General features: G+C 47.5%; 18 protein-coding genes. 8 read left to right on the top strand and 10 right to left on the bottom strand.

Going from position 1 to position 15,969, the window contains the following annotated elements; translation table 11 throughout:
* Positions 1-19: 19 nt before the first annotated feature.
* Complete coding sequence (locus GJR95_RS31215; RefSeq protein WP_162389589.1) at positions 20-1,207, bottom strand: thioredoxin family protein; 1,188 nt, start codon at positions 1,205-1,207, stop codon at positions 20-22.
* 66 nt (positions 1,208-1,273) lie between these two features.
* On the bottom strand, positions 1,274-1,624 hold the full coding sequence (gldC, locus tag GJR95_RS31210) for a gliding motility protein GldC (RefSeq protein ID WP_162389588.1): 351 nt from the start codon (positions 1,622-1,624) through the stop codon (positions 1,274-1,276).
* A gap of 124 nt (positions 1,625-1,748) precedes the next feature.
* Here gldC and GJR95_RS31205 point away from each other — a divergent pair, with 124 nt between their 5' ends.
* Positions 1,749-2,093 (top strand): Spx/MgsR family RNA polymerase-binding regulatory protein, encoded by a 345-nt coding sequence (locus tag GJR95_RS31205; RefSeq protein ID WP_162389587.1) that lies wholly within the window; start codon positions 1,749-1,751, stop codon positions 2,091-2,093.
* A gap of 24 nt (positions 2,094-2,117) precedes the next feature.
* A complete protein-coding gene (locus GJR95_RS31200) occupies positions 2,118-2,519 on the top strand; it encodes a group III truncated hemoglobin (protein ID WP_162389586.1) in 402 nt (133 codons plus the stop codon).
* Between the two features lie 81 nt (positions 2,520-2,600).
* Here GJR95_RS31200 and GJR95_RS31195 read toward each other — a convergent pair whose 3' ends face one another.
* Entirely contained in the window at positions 2,601-3,362 is a 762-nt protein-coding gene (locus GJR95_RS31195; protein ID WP_162389585.1) for a DUF4197 domain-containing protein, read from the bottom strand.
* A gap of 139 nt (positions 3,363-3,501) precedes the next feature.
* On the opposite strand from GJR95_RS31195, the gene GJR95_RS31190 reads away from it, so the two are divergent.
* The 3 genes from GJR95_RS31190 (at position 3,502) to GJR95_RS31180 (ending at position 6,908) form a co-directional block, all read left to right on the top strand.
* Positions 3,502-4,752: a competence/damage-inducible protein A gene (locus tag GJR95_RS31190; protein ID WP_162391933.1), complete on the top strand. Its 1,251-nt coding sequence runs from the start codon at positions 3,502-3,504 to the stop codon at positions 4,750-4,752.
* Positions 4,753-4,841: 89 nt separating this feature from the next.
* The gene (locus GJR95_RS31185; RefSeq protein ID WP_162389584.1) at positions 4,842-6,290 is read left to right on the top strand and encodes a dihydrolipoamide acetyltransferase family protein; all 1,449 of its coding nucleotides are present in this window, start codon (positions 4,842-4,844) and stop codon (positions 6,288-6,290) included.
* Positions 6,291-6,380: 90 nt separating this feature from the next.
* A complete protein-coding gene (locus GJR95_RS31180) occupies positions 6,381-6,908 on the top strand; it encodes a 5' nucleotidase, NT5C type (RefSeq protein ID WP_162389583.1) in 528 nt (175 codons plus the stop codon).
* Between the two features lie 84 nt (positions 6,909-6,992).
* Here the strand turns inward: GJR95_RS31180 and GJR95_RS31175 are convergent, their stop codons facing one another.
* The 3 genes from GJR95_RS31175 to GJR95_RS31165 all read right to left on the bottom strand — a co-directional run bounded on the left by GJR95_RS31175 (position 6,993) and on the right by GJR95_RS31165 (position 9,385).
* Positions 6,993-7,799 (bottom strand): acyl-CoA desaturase, encoded by an 807-nt coding sequence (locus GJR95_RS31175; protein WP_162389582.1) that lies wholly within the window; start codon positions 7,797-7,799, stop codon positions 6,993-6,995.
* 219 nt (positions 7,800-8,018) lie between these two features.
* The gene (locus GJR95_RS31170) at positions 8,019-8,681 is read right to left on the bottom strand and encodes a DUF4159 domain-containing protein (protein ID WP_162389581.1); all 663 of its coding nucleotides are present in this window, start codon (positions 8,679-8,681) and stop codon (positions 8,019-8,021) included.
* Positions 8,678-9,385: an RsmE family RNA methyltransferase gene (locus tag GJR95_RS31165; protein ID WP_162389580.1), complete on the bottom strand. Its 708-nt coding sequence runs from the start codon at positions 9,383-9,385 to the stop codon at positions 8,678-8,680. The genes GJR95_RS31170 and GJR95_RS31165 overlap by 4 nt, the downstream gene beginning before the upstream one ends.
* Before the next feature lie 241 nt (positions 9,386-9,626).
* On the opposite strand from GJR95_RS31165, the gene GJR95_RS31160 reads away from it, so the two are divergent.
* Entirely contained in the window at positions 9,627-9,836 is a 210-nt protein-coding gene (locus tag GJR95_RS31160; RefSeq protein ID WP_162389579.1) for a hypothetical protein, read from the top strand.
* 117 nt (positions 9,837-9,953) lie between these two features.
* On the opposite strand, the gene GJR95_RS31155 is transcribed toward GJR95_RS31160, so the two are convergent.
* The 4 genes from GJR95_RS31155 to GJR95_RS31140 all read right to left on the bottom strand — a co-directional run bounded on the left by GJR95_RS31155 (position 9,954) and on the right by GJR95_RS31140 (position 13,907).
* On the bottom strand, positions 9,954-11,177 hold the full coding sequence (locus GJR95_RS31155; RefSeq protein ID WP_162389578.1) for a vWA domain-containing protein: 1,224 nt from the start codon (positions 11,175-11,177) through the stop codon (positions 9,954-9,956).
* Between the two features lie 72 nt (positions 11,178-11,249).
* Positions 11,250-12,098 carry an AAA family ATPase gene (locus tag GJR95_RS31150; protein ID WP_162389577.1) on the bottom strand — a complete coding sequence of 283 codons (849 nt, stop codon included), beginning with the start codon at positions 12,096-12,098 and terminating at the stop codon, positions 11,250-11,252.
* A 116-nt stretch (positions 12,099-12,214) separates the two neighbouring features.
* Complete coding sequence (locus GJR95_RS31145) at positions 12,215-12,775, bottom strand: hypothetical protein (protein WP_162389576.1); 561 nt, start codon at positions 12,773-12,775, stop codon at positions 12,215-12,217.
* A 97-nt stretch (positions 12,776-12,872) separates the two neighbouring features.
* Entirely contained in the window at positions 12,873-13,907 is a 1,035-nt protein-coding gene (locus tag GJR95_RS31140; RefSeq protein WP_162389575.1) for a cytochrome-c peroxidase, read from the bottom strand.
* 372 nt (positions 13,908-14,279) lie between these two features.
* Here GJR95_RS31140 and GJR95_RS31135 point away from each other — a divergent pair, with 372 nt between their 5' ends.
* Together GJR95_RS31135 and GJR95_RS31130 are read left to right on the top strand one after the other, a co-directional pair.
* Entirely contained in the window at positions 14,280-14,963 is a 684-nt protein-coding gene (locus tag GJR95_RS31135) for an SDR family NAD(P)-dependent oxidoreductase (protein ID WP_162389574.1), read from the top strand.
* Between the two features lie 115 nt (positions 14,964-15,078).
* The gene (locus tag GJR95_RS31130; protein WP_162389573.1) at positions 15,079-15,969 is read left to right on the top strand and encodes a hypothetical protein; all 891 of its coding nucleotides are present in this window, start codon (positions 15,079-15,081) and stop codon (positions 15,967-15,969) included.

Genomic DNA, 15,969 nt, shown 5'->3' with positions numbered 1-15,969 from the left:
GAAGACTGACAGCTAAGGTTTATTTAAGTTTCGCCATCTGCTCAACATTCCGACGAGTGTCCAGCCGGCTCGTCTGGGCCAGTTCCATCGATTTCTGGGCGGCTTTCTGAGCATCTGCACTTTTACCACCACGGCGGTAGGCTTCGGCCTGTTCAAAATACAGATCGGCCTGTTCTTTTGGCGTTGGTTTTAGTGCAAGGGCCTTATTTACCCATTTCACAACCGTTGGTGCATCGTTAGCATCAGGACTGGCCCGGTTAAAGAGTCGTGAAATGTACAGATATTCCAGTACAGTCAGTTGATTAGAAGCGACTTGATTATCCATCCGATCAACGGCTTTGTTGGTTTGCCGGGCCCGGAAATAGGCGTTTACTTCTGGAAGCAGTGTACGGTTGGCGGCAACTCTTGGATCAATACCGATTTTTATTAGATCCTGACGGATTTGTAGAATTTTAGCCACCGGGAATTGTGCACCTCGCCCACTATAGAGCGACGACATCAGAATATTTTCGGCCACTTTCTGGGTTGGCTCGGCACCATAGGCTTTCCGATAGGCATCCAAATGCCCCAGCATGTATTGAAACATGGGGTTTTCGAAATCCAGAACGAGCTTCTGTAATGCCAGCCAGTTTGTTTGATTCGTAAACGTTGCGGGCGATTGCTGACGGGCATAATCGTTCATGGCTGCCATATTCACCACTGTGTCTCGCGTAATACGACCAAACATGGCATAGTCGATCAGGAAATTTGTCGACCGTTCGCCCTGCTGATAACGCGACTTCATGTTCTGACTGCGAACCGACGTATTCAGCGCGTTGGTGCCATGACGAATGACTTCATCCGTCGAATTATTGCTCATGGCAAAGTGAATCAGATTCTGCTGTGGATCGAAATACAGAAACAGGGGCAACGACGGTACAAACAATCGGTTTTTTTCCAGAAAAGCCTTCGTTGATGGCTGGTCTATATCCAGTTTAGTATTAACGAACTTGTCGTTATAAAACTTCCCTACCCGCCCATCGGCCAGGGTTGGCATAAAACTCTGACATACATGACAGGTAGGCGAGTAAATTTCGAGGAATACAGGCTTGCCAGCTCTACGGGCATCCTGAAATACTTTTTCTACTGGAGTCGGCTTAAATTGAATACCCGTTTTTTGGGCAAGGCTAATGTGAGCGACAACGAGTAGCAGAAGAATCTTTTTCATAAATTGACAATCATTGCTAGGTAGATCTTAGCAAACTAACGACCAATCAGGCCGCTTCGGTGTTGATTACTGTTGCTTTTGCTGCTCTTTAATTTCTTCTTCGAGCCGCTTGCTCAGCACACGGCATGTGTTTTCGATGTCGGTTGCCATACGCTTATCGCCGGTTGCATTAATCGCCGTATCGGCAATGCCGCTCATGATCTCGATCAGGAAGCGTTTCATGTCCACAACCTCCATCTCCTTTGTCCAAAGGTCAATTTTAAGCGTACTGTTGTGGTAATGATCCCAAAGTGCAATAGCAATGGCCCGTGTATCACTTAGACCCTCGTTTGGGTTATCGGTAGCCTCCCAATAAATTTTTTCGGGAATATTCTGATTATCTAATTCGACGGCAAAATGAATGTCTGATTTTTTCATGGATGCAAATATACGTAACGTGGACGGTTCACCGTCGCAATGGAGACATGTACTTCCAACACCAAAATAGGCTGTACGGGTTTCCGCCTGCGTTACTAAATTCGCCCTCACAAAACCAATCACTATGTATACCTTATACGCCATTCCGAATTGCGATACCGTGAAAAAAGGCCGGTCATGGCTTGCCGAACACGGCATTGATTATCAATTTTACGACTATAAAAAGCAGGGAATCGACCGAAAAACAATTGAGCACTGGCTTACGCAAAAGCCCTGGACTGACCTGGTTAACCGCGCTGGGCAAACCTGGAAAAAGCTGCCTGATACAGAAAAACCGACCAGCGCAGAAGAAGCTATTGCGCTGATGATCGACAAACCATCCGTGATTCGTCGGCCTTTGATTGAATCAAATGGGCAAATTATTGCGTTAGGCTTTAAGGCTGACCAATACGAAGAGCTATTCGTGTAAAAGTCAGTTTCAACCAGGTACGTTATGCCTCAACGAACACTCGATTCGCCAGAAGATATTCGATTTCTGGTGGATTCATTCTATGAAAAAGTGCAGATTGATCCGCTGATCGGCCCGATTTTCACCGATGTAGCCCAGGTTGACTTTTCGAAGCATTTACCCAAAATGTACGCGTTCTGGGAAAGCATCATTCTGGGCAACAATGCCTATGATGGCCATCCATTTCGACCACACCTGATTGTCAATCAGAAGCATACGCTTACTATCGAGCACTTTGAGCGATGGCTACAGTTATTCTCGGCAACCCTCACGGAGAATTTTTCGGGCGAAACCGCCGAGCAGGTACGGCAGCGGGCCACTCAGATTGCGCTGGTGTGGAATAATAAGCTTGAGTATCTGAATAACGATGCCTATATGGGCGGATAATCGAAGGAGGAATACTTGCAAAAAAGCCTGCCGAACGTTTAATGCGTTCGGCAGGCTTTTTTAAACTGGGTCAGGCCCGAATTACTGCTTCGAAAACACCTTCTTCAACAGATCGGTTACGCGGGCAGCCGGATTTTCGCGAATTTTCGTTTCTTCCTGAGCTACCAGAATAAACAAACCGTCAACGGCCTTATTCGTCGCATATTCGGTAAGATTAGGATTCGCTTTCTGCACAAATGGAATCTTGTTGTACGTATTAACGAGATCGCCATAATAACGGGTAGCATTATTTTTCTTCAGCGTGCTGTCGATGATAGGTGTAAATTCAGTCACCAGTTGTTGGCCCGATGTCCGGCGTAAATATTGAGTAGCTGCGTCATTAGGGCCGCCCAGAATACCAACCGCATCCTGAATGCTCATCGACGTAATGGCTTTAACGAACACGGGAGCGGCTTTTTTAGCGGCATCTTCAGCAGCCCGGTTGAGCGATAACTCAAACTGATCGACCTGTTTGTTAAACCCTAACTGGCGAAGTTTAGTCGCCACTTTTTGTGCTTCGGGTGGAAACGCAAGCTTCAGCAGTGGATTTTTAAAATAACCATCTAACTGCGATGCCTGAGTAGAGCCATTCGTTACGCCTATTCGTAATGCTTCTTTCAGGCCGGAGGCAATATCACTGTTGGTAAGACCGCCCGAAGTCCCGGCCGATGGCTGGGTAACGGCCTCCAGAATTTTACCAAAAATACCACCGCCCGACGATTTCTGACGCGTAGAGTCCTGACCGAAGCTGGTTGCGCTGATCGTCATAGCCAGCAACGTGGCTGTAAGAACATTTTTTTTCATTAGTTAGGTAAATCAGGTTGCCAATAAATAACGGACAACGGCTCTAAATCGTTTTTTCGTACTTTTGACCGCTGTCAGAAGCGAAGGTTTAAGCATACCCCGCTTCACCATTTACAGCGACCTCCGGGCCGCATCCATTATGACCAACACGATCCGTGCCGAAGTGGTTACTATCGGCGACGAAATATTATTCGGACAGATTACTGACACCAATACAGCCTGGCTCGGTACTGAACTTACCAACATCGGTATTCGCATTGTCCGCAAGTCCTCGGTAGGCGATCAGGCCGACGCCATTCTTCAAATTCTTCATGAAGCGCACCAACGTGCCGACGTTATTATTCTGACCGGTGGCCTTGGCCCCACCAAAGATGATATCACCAAGAAAACGCTCTGTACGTATTTTGGCGTTGATCTGGTCCGTAACGAAACGGCGCTGGCTTTGGTGACGGGTTTCTTTGAAAAACGGGGTCGCGAAATGACTGACCTCAACCGGGGCCAGGCCGACTTACCCGCCAACGCCACGTACATTCAGAACGACTGGGGAACCGCTCCGGGCATGTGGTTCGAGCATGACGGATGCGTCTACGTATCGCTGCCGGGTGTACCGTTCGAAATGAAACACCTGATGTCGAACCGGATTCTGCCCAAACTGCGCGAGCATTTCAAGACGCCGATCATCAAGCATAAAATGATTCGGACGGTGGGCATTGGCGAATCATTTCTGGCCGAACGCATCGAAGCCTGGGAGGATGCCTTGCCAGAACCGATAAAGCTAGCGTATCTGCCCAGTTTCGGGGGGGTCAAACTACGTCTGACTACGACTGGCGATAACGATGCCCTGCTCGACCAGCAACTCGCCGAACAGGTCGAAAAAGTGCTGCCGTTAATCGAAAAAAATGTATATGGCTACGATGATGATGAACTGGAAGTGGTCGTTGGTCGCTTGCTAAAAGACAAACAGTTGACACTTGGTATTGCCGAAAGCTGTACAGGAGGCTATGTATCATCCCAGATTACTAAAGTGCCGGGTTCGTCGGCCTATTTCTGGGGAAGCATTGTGAGTTACAGCAATGCCATTAAGGTGAATCAATTAGGTGTCGAACCGGCTACCTTAGAGCAGTTTGGTGCCGTAAGTGAAGAAACGATTCGTCAAATGGCGGAGGGTGTCCGTAAAGCACTTGGAACCAATGTTGGCATTGCAACCAGTGGTATTGCTGGCCCGGACGGTGGTACACCCGAGAAACCCGTTGGCACCATCTGGATTGCCTGCGCTACCGACCAACGCACCGTTGCGAGATTACTCCGGCTCGGCCAGTATCGCGACCAGAACATTCAACTCACCTCGACGTATGTGCTGAACATGCTGCGGGAAGAACTTTTAAACTAATGTCGAATGATAGGTTCTGACTAATTAAACCAGCAGTTGGTTTGTTCAGTAGTCAGAACCTATCATTCGACATTCATCATTAGAGAAATATGGCTCTCATTGACATGGTTATGCCCAAAATGGGCGAAAGCATAATGGAGTGTACGATTATTGCCTGGCTGAAGCAGCCCGGTGATCGTATTGAAGCCGACGAATCGGTATTGGAAGTTGCTACCGATAAGGTAGATACCGAAGTTCCGGCCCCGCAAAATGGCATCCTGAAAGAAATTCTGGTTAATGATGGCGATGTTGTGGCGATTGGTGCGCCCATTGCCCGTATCGAAGTCGAGGAAGAAATCACATCTGAAACCCAACCTGTGACTGGTAAGCCCCAGTTAGAGGCTAATCAGACGCCAGAAGGAATCGGCGACGTAGCGAATGTTCCTGCCGAACTAGAAAGCGGTGAGGTCTCCGAATCGGCACGCGAGCTGGAAACCAGCATTGCAGCCATGAGCAGCCGTTCTGTTATCCCAGAAAAAGCCGTTGCAGCTTCGGCTACCGCACTGGCAGGCAGTCAGGCCGTTTTCTCCGACCGATTCTATTCACCACTGGTGTTGAACATTGCGAAGGAAGAAGGTGTTTCGCGCGACGAACTCGATCGTATTCCAGGATCTGGCCTCGAAAATCGGGTCACGAAAAAAGATATTCTGGCTTATGTCATCGACCGCTCCGAAGGTCGGCTTCAACCTGTAATGAGTAGTCAGCAGTCAGCAGTTAACGGCCAGTCGATTGCCCTCCCAACACAGCCAGCCAGGAAACCCGAAAGCCCAAAAAGCGCGTCGCTCAACGGTCACACCGACATCATTCAGATGGATCGGATGCGGAAAATGATCGCCCAGCGGATGGTGGAATCGAAGCAGATTTCGCCCCATGTCAGTTCGTTCGTTGAGGCCGATCTGACTCCCGTGGTTGAGTGGAGAACCCGTATCAAAGATCAGTTTAAGCAACAAACTGGCGAGAACCTAACCTACACGCCGATTCTGGTTGAAGCCATCGTAAAGGCCATTAAAGACTTTCCGATGATTAACATTTCGGTAGAGGGCGATTCGATACTGGTAAAAAAATCGGTCAATATCGGTATGGCGGTCGCATTACCCAGTGGTAATCTGATCGTTCCGGTCATTCATGATGCCGATCAGTATAATCTGGTTGGCCTAACCAGGAAAGTGAACGAACTGACCAAACGCGCTCGTGAAAACAAACTTTCTGCCGACGATCTGGCGGGGGGCACTTACACGATCTCCAATATCGGTACGTTCGGCAACCTGATGGGAACCCCCATTATTGTTCAACCTCAGGTGGCCATTATGGCATTCGGGGCCATTGTCAAAAAGCCCGCTGTTATTGAAACGCCCCAGGGCGATTTTATTGGCATTCGCCAGTTGATGTTTCTGTCGCACTCCTACGACCACCGCGTTGTCGATGGCTCGCTGGGTGGGCAATTTGTCCGGCGCGTGGCCGATTATCTGGAACAATTTGATATCAATCGAAAAATCTGACCGGGATTGAGCTGATTTATGGGATTTTGCTTTCTCCTGGAAGAAATCCTGTAAATCCCTAAATTGGCTCAATCCTGGTTTAAAACGTGTATGAAACAACGCATTGCTATTGACATGGATGATGTCATGGCCGACACTCACGCCAAGTTTGTCAAGCTCTATCTGGAAGGCGAAATGCCTCGATATACGCTCGAAGAATTAAAAGAAAAATCATTCCATGAATTGTTCGACGAGCACGAATACAAGGCCATATCGGAGCGTGTCTATGAAGTGGGATTCTTTCGGGATATTCCGGTAATGGAGGGTGCTCAGGATGTTATTGCCGATCTGATGACAAAATATGATGTTTTTGTCGCTTCGGCTGCTCAGGAATTCCCGAATTCGTTACGGGAAAAGTGGGATTGGCTACAGGAACATTTTCCGGCTCTCTCCTGGCATAATTACATCTTTCTGGGCGACAAGAGCGTCCTGAATACTGATTTCCTGATTGACGATCTGCCGCGAAACCTGCGTACGTTTCAGGGCGAAGGCTTGTTGTTCGATGCCCTGCATAATCGGGATGACCGGCAGTTTCGGCGCGTAACGTCCTGGCAGGATGTAGCTACGGCACTCCTATAGCTATAGGCAAATTTTTGGAAAGACTACCAAAACAAAAAGTCCCGATACATGTCGGGACTTTTTGTTTTGGTCATATTGGGATGATCAGGCTTCTATTTCGTCTTCAACCCGTCGGTCATGCCCAACTTCGAACTGAGCCTTTTTGCTTTCTGCTGAAGGTCGCATACGAACAATATGAAGCTTATGTAAAAGACCGATAACCGGATAGGTTGGATCAAATTCAAACCACTTGGCTCCAAAATTGGCCGAGTTCGGGCGTTTGTGGTGGTTATTCTGAAATAATTCACCCATCATCACAACATCCAGAATCAGGGAATTCTTCGACTTGTCATGGTTATCGAAGTTAGCATAGCCATACTTGTGGCCGCTCCAGTTGATGATTGCACCGTGTACGGGGCCCATTACGAAGTGAACAGGCAACAGGAAGAAAAACGCCCAGTGCATATCCAGATAGATAAAAGCAAAGACGTAGAACAGGCTATAAAACACACCCCAACCCGCTCTCGAAATCCAGGAATCACCGAGTTTTTCGATAAAATTCCACTCTGGATAATTCCGGTCGAATTGCTTTTCGATAACTTGTTTACGGTGCAGAACGGCGTTGTAGATATTTTTCGTCTGCCACATCATCGTGAATACGTTCTTTGTATGATGGGGCGAGTGTGGGTCTTTGGGTGTGTCGCTAAACGCATGGTGCATCCGGTGTAATACGGCATAAGCCCGTGGACTTAGGTAGGATGATCCTTGCGAGAGGTAGGTCAGGAAATAGAAGAACCGCTCCCAAAACTTGCTCATAGCGAACATTTTATGGGCTGAATAGCGATGCAGAAAGAATGTTTGGCAAAACAGGGACAAATACCAGTGTCCGATGAATGCGGCCAGTACAATCACAATAATGACTGATTAAAAGGTGAACAACCGAGTGACATAAGAATACTCCTACAAAACTAACGAAATTTAAACCGTTTTGGCTTGCCGTCTCCAAATAATACTTTAATTATTTTGAAATTCAGGCCATTAGAGCGAATGGGTAGTGGTTATAAAGTAGGCAATTGCGCGCCTGGGAAATAGCAGGAGAACCAATGAGCCAACTTACTTTCTCACAAATTCTTAGTTCGTTGTTGTAGCGTATTGAAGCAAATTGGCGCCCATTCGAAGGGCTTGTTGCCGTGTTGGCTCAGGATCATTGTAAACGCTTTGGTCTTCCCAACCGTTGCCCAAATCACACTCGTAACTATAAAAGCAGACCAGACGACCCTGATAAATCAGGCCAAATCCTTGCGGAGCTTTTCCATCGTGCTCGTGCACTTTAGGCAGCCCACTGGCAAATTTAAACTTCTGCTGATAAACAGGGTGATTGAACGGCAACTCCACAAAAGAAAGTTCAGGAAAGACTTTTTTCATCTCGCGACGAATAAATTTATCCAGGCCATAGTTGTCGTCAATGTGTAGAAACCCTCCTGAAATCAGGTATCGGCGCATATTTTGTACGTCGCCTTCACTGAACGTGACATTACCGTGGCCAGTCATGTGAATAAATGGGTATCCGAATATATCCGGACTGCCGGGTTCAACAATATCTTCTTCGGGGAAGATGTTCATCCGAAGATTGGCATTGGCAAACTTGATCAGGTTCGGCATTGATGTTTTATTGGCATACCAGTCGCCCCCACCGTTGTACTTCAGCTTGGCAACTTTATAAGCATACTGCGCATGCGCAGTAAAGAATGACGATTGAAGAATAACAACTAAGATGAACAGCAGCTTTTTCATGTATTTATAAAATTTAATAACTGACAAGCCGTCAGTGCAGCGGTTTCTGTACGCAGTCGGTTAGGACCTAGCGTCACCATCTGAAAGCCAGCGGCAACAGACTGTTGAATTTCTTTTTCCGAAAAATCACCTTCGGGCCCAATCAAAACCGCATACCGGCCAGCAGTTGTAGCTGCCTTGGCCAACTGTACAGCAGCTGCATTTTCGGGTAAATGAGCGATATACAATTGCTCTTCCTGAAAGGTCGACCCGCCCACTGTTTTTAGTAAATCACCAAACGAAACGGCATCATCTAGCTGGGGCAGAAACGACTGCAACGACTGTTTCATCGCGGCAATGGCAATTTTTTCGAGCCGGTCAAGCTTCAGCACCCGCCGTTCAGAATGTTGGCCGAAAAAGAAACTGATTCGCTCAATACCAATTTCGACAGCTTTTTCGATAAACCACTCAATACGGTCTATATTTTTTGTCGGCGCTACACAAATTCGGACCGAAAACGGGCGCGGGGCCGTCATGTGGGTATCGACTATTCGAAACGTACACCGTCGACTATCGGCCAGTGTAATAACGGCCGAATGCCGGTTTCCGTGTCCGTCCGTTATGGCAATCGAGTCGCCAATACCCAGCCGCAGGGTTTTGACAGCATGGCGGGAATCGTCTTCGGTGAGGTAAAGAACTGGCTTTGGCTGATAAAATAAATGCATAGATTACAAAAATACGCATTCAGGGAATGAGAGCCATCATTTGCAGATAACGTCGGACCAACTCATTGCCCGAGAAGGCAGAATGCATCCAAAAATACCGAAGAGAAAACACATTGTTCGTTCAGCAAATTTTAAAGTAATGTAGAATACAATCTCCAGGTTAGTCAACTCCGTATGGTCTCCGGGCAGGCATCAAATCACAGTATCCCTATTATTTTTGTTCTGGTAAATAGAAAAAACTATGCTTACTAACCTAAAGCCGCCCTTGTCGAATGTGCAGATGGAATTACTAAAGCTTTACTCGACAGGCGTTTCGGACGAGACATTGCTCGAACTGAAAAAAGTGATGGCAAAATTCTTCTTGGAAAAACTGAGGAATCAGGCAGATCAGGTTTGGGAAGAAAAAGGATATACTGATGATTCGTTTATCTCATTAAATACAGATGTCTGATTACCGTATTGTACTTGATACTAACAACCCTATTTTATCCTCATTGACTTCCCCAAACTCGCTGGTATTCAGGCCTAAACTTTCGTTTAGTTCCTACAGCAAACTCCGTAAGATTGTCTAAAATGTAATTTTCGGGTTCTTCAAACTTTTCATTGCCTGCTCCAGGCCATTCAGCGTGAGTGGAAACATTCGATTACCTGACCACTCGCGGATGAGCGATGTACTTTGTGTATATTTCCAATAAGCCGCAACATTGGGATTAAGCCAGACCAAATTCGGATATTGTGCCTTAAATCGGCCGAGCCAGACAATACCAGCCTCTTCGTTGTAATGTTCTACACTCCCTTTAGCCATTGTAATTTCGTAGGGCGACATGGCCGCATCACCAACGAAAATCACTTTATAATCTTTGTTGTATTTGTGCAGTACTTCCCATGTAGGCACGCGTTCACGTCGGCGCAGGTTGTCTTTCCACAAGGTTTCATAAACACAATTGTGGAAGTACATAAACTCAAGATGCTTGAACTGATAGCGGGCTGCCGAGAACAGATGCGAACACAGTTCGATATGCTCGTCCATTGAACCTCCCACATCAAAAAGCATCAACACTTTTACGCGATTCTTACGGGATGGCTGCATCTGAATGTCCAGCATACCTGCATTGCGGCTCGTGCTGTCGATTGTACCATCAATGTCCAGTTCATCCTCAACACCCTCACGGGTTAGAATTCGCAACCGGCGCAGGGCCATTTTCAGGTTGCGTGTATTCAGTTCAATACTGTCGTCGAGATTTTTGTAGTCACGCTGTTCCCAAACTTTCGATGCGCTGCGGTTACCGCCCGACGGGGATTTTTCACCGGTATCAAGGTTAAAGCCTTCCGGCGAACTACCCCCGCCATTGGTTCCAAACGGTGATGTTCCATCCGTACCAATCCAGCGACTACCACCAAACATTGGTCCGTTTTCATTCCGTGCATTCTGCTCGTCGAGTAATTCGCGAAATTGCTGCCAGAGTGCGTCCAGACCACCAGCAGCGTCAAGATCCACCCGATCTTCGTTAGTTAGCTGATCGTTGATCGCATCTTTTAACCAATCGGGAGGTACATCGGGAAGACTTCCCAAAGGTGTCGACTGTCGGCCGGCAATATACTCCCCAAAAAGCCGATCGAACAAATCGAGGTGCTGTTCGTGCTTGATTAGGGCCGTTTTGCTCAGGTAATAGAAATCCTCCACGTTCGTGCTTCCGACATCGCTCCGCAACGCCGACAACAACGTCAGATATTCCGGCAATGTGACCGGCAAAGCGTGTTTACGCAGGAGGAGAAAGAAATCGAGAAACACAGTTTGAATGATCTACAGGAGGAGTTATAACTATCAAGCACTTGATTTATCCATAACTCATCTCGTATTATTTTAATACGGTCGTCCACCTTTTTTACGCAGGGCCAACATCAGATCGGTATCCTGCTCATTTTTGAGCAATGAACCCAGATATGGAGGCAGTTCATTGAGCGCATCCAGATCCGTCAGATCATCCTGCGTAACCCCCGCCACTAACAATAAACGAATCCAGTCAATCAGTTCACTCGTCGATGGCTTCTTTTTGAGCGCTTTCACGTCGCGGATGCTGTAGAAAACCGACATCGCTTTTATCATCAGTTCCTGCGACAGATTGGGAAAATGAACGGTAACAATCTGCTGCATCGTTTCCCGGTCCGGGAAACGGATGAAGTGAAAAAAGCACCTGCGCAGAAACGCATCGGGTAATTCTTTTTCGTTGTTAGACGTAATGATGACTACCGGCCGATGTTTGGCCGAAATCGTCCGGCGAAGTTCATAGCAGTAGAACTCCATCCGGTCGAGTTCCTGAAGCAGATCATTGGGAAATTCAATATCAGCTTTATCGATCTCATCGATCAGTAAAACGGCCTGCTCCTCTGATTCGAAGGCCTCCCAAAGCTTTCCTTTTTTGATATATGCTTCAATATCTCCTATGCGCTCGCTTCCGAGTTGCGAATCCCGCAACCGCGATACGGCGTCATATTCATAAAGCCCCTGCTGTGCCGATGTTGTCGATTTGATATGCCAGGTATAAAGCGGCTTGCCAAGAGCCTGTGCAATCTCATAGGCCAGCAACGTTTTACCGGTGCCGGGTTCACCTTTAATCAGCAGCGGTTTCTGAAGCTGAATAGACGCGTTCACGGCCGTACTGAGTTCACGGGTTGCCACGTAGGTATCGGTGCCCGAAAAAGTAGTTTTCATAGTTGGCCTGTTCCAGTATACGGTGGGCAGTTTTCAGTTAGCAGTTCTCAGTGAACAGTCTTTGGCCACTACGCCCTATTTATCGGATACTGCCCACTGTAAACTGCCCACTGTAACTACTCTTCCCCGTTGCTTGTAAATGAATACAGCGTGTTATCTAAATGTAGATTGTTGGCTTTGAAGCTGCTGACAAAGTCCTCAATTACTTCATCGGTAATTTCTTCAACGTTCAGGCATACATCCAGACTGATACCATAATCGAATTCAGTGTCAACCTCTACGTGTTCCTGTACTTTAACCGTTTCAGTTTCTTCAATTTCCTCAATTATTTCGGTCAGGGCCGTTTCGGCTTCCTCTTCCAGTTCAGGAGCGATTTTATAGGTTGGCTTACGGTCTTCGGGCGGAACATACTCTGGAAACGTCTTCTGCACCTCCTCAACGGCCATTTCATATACGAGGCTGCTGTGGTGCAGGCGCAGCGTGTAAACCAGCGCGTCAAAGATCACCTCCTGCCCCTGGTAAGCCCCTGGAAACTGAATATGAACGCATTCGCCGGATTCCAGCACGTCGAGATCATCGTCTTCAACATACACAAACGATTTACCTTCCTGCTGGCACTCTTCCTTGAGTGCGTTTATTTCTTCGGGATTAAATCCCTCATTTTTGTAGTTTGCCATGGGGCAAAACTACTATTTCTTAACAAGAAACCATATTCGGTTATATCTCTGATGTAGCGTTCATTAGCCGTTTTCCTAGCGTCCGGCTCCAAACGGTCTAGTTAAACGGATCTGAGAATTTAGGGTCCTGGGTTATCGACTCGTCGGTGAGGGTATTCAGAAAGGCGATCATATTGGCCACATCTGGCGCAGGTATATTATGAGCGGGCACCGGACGTTGGCCATTGAACAGCGAATTTACATCGGGGATAGTGCCCTGATGAAACAAAAATTTACGGGTGCCGACATTCCGTAGCGATCCACTTTTAAATCGATTTTGTCCGTTGATACCCGCTTCGAGTGGAAAAGCAAATGGCCCGGCCGGCGCCGATGTAATAAACATGGGTGGCGTGTGGCAACCGCCACAGGAAATAGCTCCACCCCCGCCCGGTGTTGCCAGAAAAACCTGTTCTCCACGCGCTTCGGCAGCGGTAAAGGTCTCCAGACCCTGTTTCACTCGGTCGTATTTGGATCGATACGTTACAAGGGATCGTTCAAACTGGGCCAGTGCTTTCGCGATTTTTATTGAATCGACCGTCGTACTGCCAAATGCCTTCTGAAATAGCGCAGGATAATAACTCAGGGATTTTACCCGATTTTCGAGTTCAGCGAGGGTAAGTCCCATTTCCAAAGGATTCTGAATGGGTTGTAAAGCCTGTTTTTCAAGGGTAGCAGCCCGCTCATCCCAGAACATTTTACCTGATCTATAGAACCGCACATTGAGGAGCGACATCGAATTGCGGGTGGTAAGGGCATTGTTGAAGCCTTTACTCAGCGCGACCTCATCGTCGAACGAAGCAGCCTGTTTATGGCAACTCCCGCAACTGACCGTTCGATTGAGCGATAAGTTTTTATCGTAAAAAAGCACCCGCCCCAACGCTGCTCCATCGTTGGTCAGGAGGTTATTGGTCGGGGTATTGTCAGTGCCTGCCAGCGCCGTCTGAATATGGGCCGGTAAGGTAGTCAGGTAGTTGTCAGCCGTTTCGGGTACTCTCGGACTGGCCGTTTCGACCGGGTTTGGGGCTTCTTCGGTCGACTTACAATGTTGTAGGAATAAGGACAGAGTGGCAAGTAACAACAGGTGTTTTTTCATACGGGGCGAATGGCTTTTAGGCATTAGACGCCCTTCGTCTAAAAATCCTACGGGTGATTCCTACTTTCACGGCATTGCCTGGCTTTTATCCATAGATCTGTCCTGAAAAATCAGTCATCCTTTCATGCAATCTACTGTTATACAGCCAAATGCAATAAGAGATGAAAGGTAGTTATAAATCTAGACAGTATCATCGAGTTTCTGGGTGCAACATTACTACCAGCACTCCACCGAATTATTTCAGCCATTTTTAGTGGAATCTGCCACCTGATTTCACTACGGCAGATTGATCAAAAATTGGTAGCTTGCCAACAACACTACTTTCCTCGACAAAGGCCAATTCACGTTGGTTTAACTGATAATTGTGAAGACATGAAATCTGTACTTGTAACCGGTGCTTCCGGAAATCTGGGCATCAGCCTCGTAGAAGAATTACATAACGACGGCTACCACATTATAGCCACACTTGGCTCAGCGAAAGAACCGGGACTATTTAATCATCTGCCCAATGTAGAAAGTTATGTTGTCGACCTGCTGGATGAGGACAAAATAGCCGATTTTCTAGCCAGAATTGCTGATAAGCCCATTCACGCGGCCGCGTTGCTGGTCGGTGGATTTATGGCTGGCAGCATCGGGGAAACTGACCTGTCAGCCCTGGACAAGATGTATCGGATTAATTTTTTAACTGCGTTCAACCTCGTTAAGCCCCTAATGGCCCGGTTCGAAGCCCACGGAAATGGTCAGTTTGTTTTCATTGGAGCCCGTCCTGCCCTGGTGCCCGAGGCTGGCAAAAACCTGTTTGCCTATGCCCTCAGCAAATCGCTGATTTTTGAACTGGCGAATCTGGTCAATGCACAGGGAAAAGGAAAACATATTTCGGCAACAGTCATTGTGCCCAGCACCATCGATACACCAATAAATCGACAGGCGATGCCCGATGCCGATCCGACCAAATGGGTAACTCCAGAGGCAATCAGCCAAACAATTGCGTTTGTTTTATCGGATACCGGCCGAACAATCAGTGAACCCATCCTGAAATTATACAATCAATCGTAGTTCATCAGTCATTCTAACTGCGCTCTTTCGGGGAATTTCACCGGCAAGCAACGTAGTGAGGGAAATGTGCGTAATCACTATAGAAACACGAGTCTATTTGGTCAGGCACTATACCATGAAAAATATCTCGCTTCTTGCCTTTCTGGTCGGTTTGTCACTATCGGCACAAGCTCAGGAGGTCGTGATCGATACAAATTATTATGCTCCTCCTCCTGTTCGTCGGCGGGTGATTCTGGCAGATCCCGACGATAATCTAAAAACCCGGCAATCGAAGCGGGCCGATAACCGACGAGAGCTACTGGATCAGCTCAACGAAATACAAACCTGGTATATAGGGGTCGAAGGTGGATTTCGAAACGATGGCAGCATCCTGAGCAATTCGCTCGACGGGCTGGTGAGCAGCGCTACCCTGACAAAAGCTACCTGGAGTGTTCTACTGGGCTATACATACCATAATTCATGGACTATTGAAACGGGCTACACCCGGTCGCCTATTCACCTCAATATTACGATTGCCAACAATGCAGATCCGCTTGAATTTAATTACCTGAACAACGGCTATGGCATTCCTCTACGAATAAAACGACGCATTGGATCGGGTAAAGGGTCAGCAAACGGCACTGGTTTCTGGCTCACCGGGGGCGCGTGGCTTATCCCTAACGGAAGCGGACAAACGGGCGATTTTCAACTGATTGGCTATAGTCGGCGTGGCAGAAATCGCATCGATACGCTTAGACTCAACAATACAACGACTATTTTTAACAGTGTTACGGGGATTGCCGAACTGGGAATTGACTATGCCACCCGATTATCCACTCGGTTCGAGTTAGGATTTTATGCCCGCAAATATTGGGGACTGGGCGACGCGCTTAAATCTGACTTGCTCTATACGGTTAACAATGGTTCGCAACAGCAGGCCACCATTACGTCGAATGGTTCTGGCTGGGGCCTGGGGCTTGCGCTACGTTACATTTACGGGCGGCAATATGAAGTAAAGAAACACTGA

It is taken from the genome of Spirosoma endbachense, from assembly GCF_010233585.1.
In the GTDB taxonomy this organism is placed as follows: domain Bacteria; phylum Bacteroidota; class Bacteroidia; order Cytophagales; family Spirosomataceae; genus Spirosoma; species Spirosoma endbachense.
The sequence above is the reverse complement of the archived record's forward strand: the minus strand, read 5'-3'. Positions and strand labels throughout refer to the sequence as shown.

What these genes read in the sequence shown, in the direction of transcription:
- GJR95_RS31215 (WP_162389589.1), bottom strand. Translation starts at nt 1,207, where the DNA reads ATGAAAAAGATTCTTCTGCTACTCGTTGTCGCTCACATTAGCCTTGCC.
- gldC (WP_162389588.1), bottom strand. Translation starts at nt 1,624, where the DNA reads ATGAAAAAATCAGACATTCATTTTGCCGTCGAATTAGATAATCAGAAT.
- GJR95_RS31205 (WP_162389587.1), top strand. Translation starts at nt 1,749, where the DNA reads ATGTATACCTTATACGCCATTCCGAATTGCGATACCGTGAAAAAAGGC.
- GJR95_RS31200 (WP_162389586.1), top strand. Translation starts at nt 2,118, where the DNA reads ATGCCTCAACGAACACTCGATTCGCCAGAAGATATTCGATTTCTGGTG.
- GJR95_RS31195 (WP_162389585.1), bottom strand. Translation starts at nt 3,362, where the DNA reads ATGAAAAAAAATGTTCTTACAGCCACGTTGCTGGCTATGACGATCAGC.
- GJR95_RS31190 (WP_162391933.1), top strand. Translation starts at nt 3,502, where the DNA reads ATGACCAACACGATCCGTGCCGAAGTGGTTACTATCGGCGACGAAATA.
- GJR95_RS31185 (WP_162389584.1), top strand. Translation starts at nt 4,842, where the DNA reads ATGGCTCTCATTGACATGGTTATGCCCAAAATGGGCGAAAGCATAATG.
- GJR95_RS31180 (WP_162389583.1), top strand. Translation starts at nt 6,381, where the DNA reads ATGAAACAACGCATTGCTATTGACATGGATGATGTCATGGCCGACACT.
- GJR95_RS31170 (WP_162389581.1), bottom strand. Translation starts at nt 8,681, where the DNA reads ATGAAAAAGCTGCTGTTCATCTTAGTTGTTATTCTTCAATCGTCATTC.
- GJR95_RS31165 (WP_162389580.1), bottom strand. Translation starts at nt 9,385, where the DNA reads ATGCATTTATTTTATCAGCCAAAGCCAGTTCTTTACCTCACCGAAGAC.
- GJR95_RS31160 (WP_162389579.1), top strand. Translation starts at nt 9,627, where the DNA reads ATGCTTACTAACCTAAAGCCGCCCTTGTCGAATGTGCAGATGGAATTA.
- GJR95_RS31150 (WP_162389577.1), bottom strand. Translation starts at nt 12,098, where the DNA reads ATGAAAACTACTTTTTCGGGCACCGATACCTACGTGGCAACCCGTGAA.
- GJR95_RS31145 (WP_162389576.1), bottom strand. Translation starts at nt 12,775, where the DNA reads ATGGCAAACTACAAAAATGAGGGATTTAATCCCGAAGAAATAAACGCA.
- GJR95_RS31140 (WP_162389575.1), bottom strand. Translation starts at nt 13,907, where the DNA reads ATGAAAAAACACCTGTTGTTACTTGCCACTCTGTCCTTATTCCTACAA.
- GJR95_RS31135 (WP_162389574.1), top strand. Translation starts at nt 14,280, where the DNA reads ATGAAATCTGTACTTGTAACCGGTGCTTCCGGAAATCTGGGCATCAGC.
- GJR95_RS31130 (WP_162389573.1), top strand. Translation starts at nt 15,079, where the DNA reads ATGAAAAATATCTCGCTTCTTGCCTTTCTGGTCGGTTTGTCACTATCG.